The 5,032-nt window shown below is 67.4% G+C and carries 3 protein-coding genes; 2 read left to right on the top strand and 1 reads right to left on the bottom strand.

From position 1 onward, the window contains the following. Positions 1 to 415: 415 nt before the first annotated feature. The gene (locus FJY88_11860) at positions 416 to 1,567 is read left to right on the top strand and encodes a glycosyltransferase (protein ID MBM3288028.1); all 1,152 of its coding nucleotides are present in this window, start codon (positions 416 to 418) and stop codon (positions 1,565 to 1,567) included. 106 nt (positions 1,568 to 1,673) lie between these two features. On the opposite strand, the gene FJY88_11855 is transcribed toward FJY88_11860, so the two are convergent. Next, complete coding sequence (locus FJY88_11855; protein ID MBM3288027.1) at positions 1,674 to 1,958, bottom strand: HU family DNA-binding protein; 285 nt, start codon at positions 1,956 to 1,958, stop codon at positions 1,674 to 1,676. Positions 1,959 to 2,333: 375 nt separating this feature from the next. On the opposite strand from FJY88_11855, the gene FJY88_11850 reads away from it, so the two are divergent. Next, the coding region (locus FJY88_11850) for a hypothetical protein (protein ID MBM3288026.1) at positions 2,334 to 5,032 on the top strand (2,699 nt) is incomplete at its 3' end.

Raw genomic sequence — 5,032 nt, 5'->3', positions numbered from 1 at the left:
AGCTGCACAGCGGGTGCTTCGAGCGGCACGGGATGCGCGTCGCGCAAGAGGACTGGATCATCCACCGCCTCGTCGGCAAGTGCAAGGACCCCCGCTGGAACACGATCCTGAGCCTGACGGGGGTCGGCGTGGACACGACGAGCACCGATCCCATGACGGACAAGTTCATGCACAGGCTGGTCGTGGTCGATCCGGCCTGCCCGGACACGATCGACTTCGTCGTTCCCCTGCCGCACTACAGGCTGATGGAGCAGCAGCTCAACAAGATGTCCGAGATCCAGAGACAGAAGATCATCGACCGGATCCTGGGATCGGAGGACAAGCCCAAGCGTCCGGCGGGCACCGGGGAAGGAGAGCGGAAACCCTGAGGCCGCGCCTGCTCGCCGTTCTTCCGGACCATCCCCATCCGCTCACGATGGGGGGGCGCGTGCGGAATCTCTCGATTCTGCAGGCGCTTTCTCTCCACTTCGAGATCGAGACAATAACCCTGGTCCACGATCGCGATCGGATGAAGGATCCAGGTCCGGTCGCATCCCTCGGCGTATGGACTCCCGTCCTCGCGTGGCATCGACAATCCCCGGTCCATCGCCTCGTGGGTCAGGTCGGCTACCGGGTCGCCGGGACAGGGTACGGTCGCGAGGCCTGGTTCCTGGCTTCGAGATCACTCGCGCGAGCCGTTCGCGCGGCGGTCGAACGCAGGCCGCCGGCCATCGTCCACGTCGCTTACTGGTTCACGCTGCGCCATCTCGCCGGGGTCGGAATCCGGCCGCCGGTCTGGATCCTCGACACGCACGACATCCAGTTCGAGCGCCATGCCCGTCTGGGACGACCCGTGAGCTCTAAGGAGCGGGGATCCGAGATCCGTGAGTGGTCCCGCTATGACCGCCTCATCGCGATCACGCCTCAGGATGAGGAGGCGCTGCGCGGGCAGCTCGGGCCGGAGGCGCAGATCGCGACGATCGGAATGGGGGTCGATCTGTCTCACTGGAGGCGCGGGGAATCGTCTCGCTCCGGCCGGGAGCGGGATGCGGGGACGATCGCCTTCTACGGGAACATGGCGAGCGAGGCGAACCGCGTCGCGGCCCGCCATCTGTGCGAGGAGATCCTGCCGATGCTCCGGCGGACGCGCGCCGGCGTCCAGGTCCTGATCGTGGGCGCCGATCCGCCTCCGGACGTGCGCCGGTTGGGGACGATCCCCGGCGTTCGGGTCACCGGGACCGTCGCCGATCCCCGTCGCGAGCTCGCCGGCGTCGATCTCGTCGCGCTGACGATTCCGCAGGGGAGCGGCATCCGCAGCCGGGTCTGCGAGGTCATGGCGATGGAGCTTCCCGTCGTCGCCTACCCGGGCGCGCTCGAGGGAATGGGCTTCGAGGAGGAGCGAGACTACCTCGCCGCCCGCGCCGCGGGGGAGTTCGCCGCGCAGATCGATCGCCTCTTGGGCGATCCCGCGCTCGCGCGGCGCCTCGCGCGCTCCGCCCTCGATGAGACGGCGAGACGATACAGCGTGGCCGCGACCTACGGGCAGTTCGCGAGTCTCTACCGCGGGCTGCTCGATCGCACGGCGTGAAGAAACGGGAAGGGCCTCGAGTCGCCTCGATGCCCTTCCCACCTGAACGAGAGCCTGTCTGACGCGGTCCTCCGTCGCGATCGACGTCGCGCCCGCGCCGCCGCCGCTACTTCGTCCGCTTCAGAACGGTGTCCTTCAGATTCTTCGCGACCGTGAACTTCACGACCTTCTTCGCGGGGATCTTGATCGACTCGCCGGTCTGCGGATTGCGGCCCATCCTGGCCTTGCGATTCTGGACCTTGAATTTGCCGAGGCCGGTCAGGGGGATGTCGCCCCCCTTCTTCAAGGTCTTCTCGACCACCTGAGTGAGACCCTCCAGGAACATCTTCGTCTGCTTCTTCTCGAGGCCCGCTTCCTTCGCAAGGGTCTCCACGAGCTGGCTCTTGGTCATGGCTTCCATCCCTCCTTGGGTTCAACTTGACACTGTCTCGCAAGTTCGAGACCGCCCATTTCGTAACACCGGTCGGCGGGCAAGGCAACAGGATTCTTTCAGGAAAGCCGCGAAATATGCCCCTCGGAGTGAACCCGGGGTCGCGGGCGCCTTTCCAGCCGCGTTGACGGCCCCGGCGGAAGCAAGCTAGACTGCGGCTGACGGTCGCGCCGCAGTCCGCCGGAGATCAGAAGCCGGGGAGCGGGGGGCGGCCGGTCATCCCGCAGGGCTGGCGCGCCGCCGGTCCCTGGATTGTTGGCAACCCCCGGCGCCTTGGGGTGAGGAGGCCGGGGGCGTCCGACACAGGGAAATCCTGTGCGGCGCCGAGGAGGTCTGATGCGCGCTCGAATCCTCTCCTGGCTCGTCATCCCCGTGGTCCTCGGACTCTGCTCCTCCCCTTCGTCGGGAAGGGGGCCGGACGAGACGAACCTCGGCTGGAGCTGGGATCAGGTTGCTTTCCAGGTGACGGAGGATGGCCGGACGGAATGCGCCGTCCGGGGGGCCGCTCTGCGGCCCGGCCTCCCCGGCGAGCCCGCGCTCCCGGCCCGCCTCGTGCGGATGGAGGCGCCCGAGGGGAGCAGCCCCTCGCGGTACGAGATTGTGGGGGAGATCGCCTCGACCCGGCCTCTCCCGGGCCCCTTGGCGGCGGTCCTCCGGGACGCCCCTATCGAGGCGGGTGGGCCGACCTCGGTGGATCCCGCTGAGTACGCATACGCGGCTCCCCGCTGGCCGGCCGAGCGAGTCCGATTCCTGGGCATCAGCCTCGGACGGGGCCGCTCGTGGGCGCAGTTCGCGGTCTACCCGCTGGTCTTGGAGGACGGCGACGCCGTCAGCCTGCTCGAGCAGGGGACGCTGGTCGTCCGGTGGCAGGAGGACGCGGCCGCTCCGCGGCCGCTGAAATGCCTGCGGACCGAGGGCGCGGGGGATCTCCTCATTCCCCCCCTGGAGAGCGTCCCGCCGGTCTCCTCGCGTAAGACGCTGGCGACGGCGCCCCGCCCCTCGTTGGCGAGCGATCCGGTGGAGTATGTCGTGCTGACGAGCAAGACGCTGCTTGTCGAGAATTCGAAACTCAATCTGCTCGTCAACTGGAAGAACCAGAGCGGCACTCCCACGGCGGTTCGGACCGTGGAGTGGGTCGACTCGACCTATGTCGAGGGCGTGGATCAGGCGGAGAGGATCCGCAACTTCCTGATCGAGGCCTACCAGTACTGGGGCGCGCGGTGGCTGCTGATCGTGGGAGGGCCGACCGAGGTTCCGGTCCGCACGCTTCGCTCCTACACCTGGGGTTGCCCCGTCGGGCTGGGGATCATCTCCGACATCTACTACGCAGGGCTGGACGGCAACTGGAACCGGGACGGCGACGACCTCTTCGGCGAGGGGATCAAGGCGGAGTGCCCGCCCAACCCGATCGGGGACGGGGCCGATTTCGACCCCGAGCTCTACGTGGGACGCATCCCGGCGTCCACTCCCGCCCAGGTGGCCACGTTCGTCGACAAGTACTTGACCTATGTGAAGACCCCCGTCCTGGACGGCTACCTCGACAAGATGCTCTTCCTCGGCGAAGTCCTGTTCGACTCCGACTGGACGCTGACTCAGCTCACGCGTGTTCCGCCGTGCCTCATCTGCTCGGAGAACCGTCCGCAGTGCAGCCCGTGCGTCCGGCTCGACGGGGCGCGGGATTGCGTCAGCGCCGTCTCGATCATCGAGGAGGCCGAGGATCTGAACCCCCAGATCATCGAGATGTACGAGTGGCACGAGTACTGGCAGCAACCTCCGAGGAACCGCGTGAACGCTGTCCTCGAGCTGCAACCGAACGTCATCACGCAGCTCAACCAGGGCGTCGGCTTCATCCACCACGTGGGCCACGGCTCATGGGATCGCATGTCGATCGGAACCAAGACCGGCGCCGACGGATCGGGCCGTTACCTCGTGGGGGACGCCCGCCAGATGTCGAACGGCCAGAGACTGAGCGTCCTCTACTCGATCAACTGCAACTCCGCGGCCTTCGATCTCGATTGCCTGGCCGAAGCGTTCCTCTTCGCGTCCGGAGGAGGCGTGGTCTCCTACATCGGATCGACCAACCTCGACTTCCCGGCGGCCGCGACCGCCTTCCAGAACAGCACCTACTCGAAGCTCTTCCTCGACAACCGGGCCGGCTCGCTCGGCGAAGCCTTCTTCGACGCGATCACGGAACAGCTCTCCTTCTGGGGAGACCGGGAGGGGTACTCTCGCTTCCTCGCCTTCAGCCTGGCGCTGCTCGGCGATCCTCAGATGCTCCCATGGCTCGAGACGCCCAAGGAGCTGACGATCCAGGCGCCCACGTCGATGACGCTCGGCGACTCGACCATCACGGTCAGGGTGCAGCGCGACGGGGTCTATCTCCGGGAGGCAAGAGTCTCTGCATACAAGACCGGAGACACCTGGGGATCGGCGATGACGGACAACCAGGGCACGGCGGTCGTTCCCTTCAGGCCCGGGAGCCTGGGCACCTTCAACGTCACCGTGACGGAAAGGAGTGCCGTCCCCTATGTCCAGGCGGACATCCCTGTGCAGGCAGCCGCCGGAAGGGCGGCCCTGGCCCTGACGGAGCTCACCGTCGACGATCTCACCGCAGCCGGCCCCCCCCAGGTCCAGGGGAACAACGACGGAAGGCTCGACTTCGGCGAGACGGTGAAGCTCAACGTGAAGATCAAGAACAGCGGCCAGGCGACCTCCTCGGCGCTGACCCTCACGCTCCGGATCGAGCCCTCCGAGGTGAACCCCTGGATAGAGATTCTGGACGGCACCGAGGAGCTCGCCGGGGGGATCACGCCCGGCGCCACCGCCCAGGCGCAAGGCGCCTTCCGCATCAGGGTCACACCGGGCGCCCCTTCGACTGTCTTGCAGAACGGCGACCGCCTGCCGTGCCGGGCCGTGGTGGAGATCAGTCAGGCGTCCCCGGCCCGGACATCGACCTTCACAGAGCCCCTGCCCGCCTATCGCCCCCTCTTCGATCTCGAGCAGGGCGTGCTCGCCGAGGTGAGCGGGGACGGGAA

Source organism: Candidatus Eisenbacteria bacterium (genome assembly GCA_016867495.1).
GTDB lineage: Bacteria > Eisenbacteria > RBG-16-71-46 > CAIMUX01 > VGJL01 > VGJL01.
The sequence above is the reverse complement of the archived record's forward strand: the minus strand, read 5'-3'. Positions and strand labels throughout refer to the sequence as shown.

Excerpts from the sequence above, each read along its gene's own strand:
- FJY88_11860 (MBM3288028.1), top strand. The coding sequence starts at position 416 with ATGGGGGGGCGCGTGCGGAATCTCTCGATTCTGCAGGCGCTTTCTCTC.
- FJY88_11855 (MBM3288027.1), bottom strand. The coding sequence starts at position 1,958 with ATGACCAAGAGCCAGCTCGTGGAGACCCTTGCGAAGGAAGCGGGCCTC.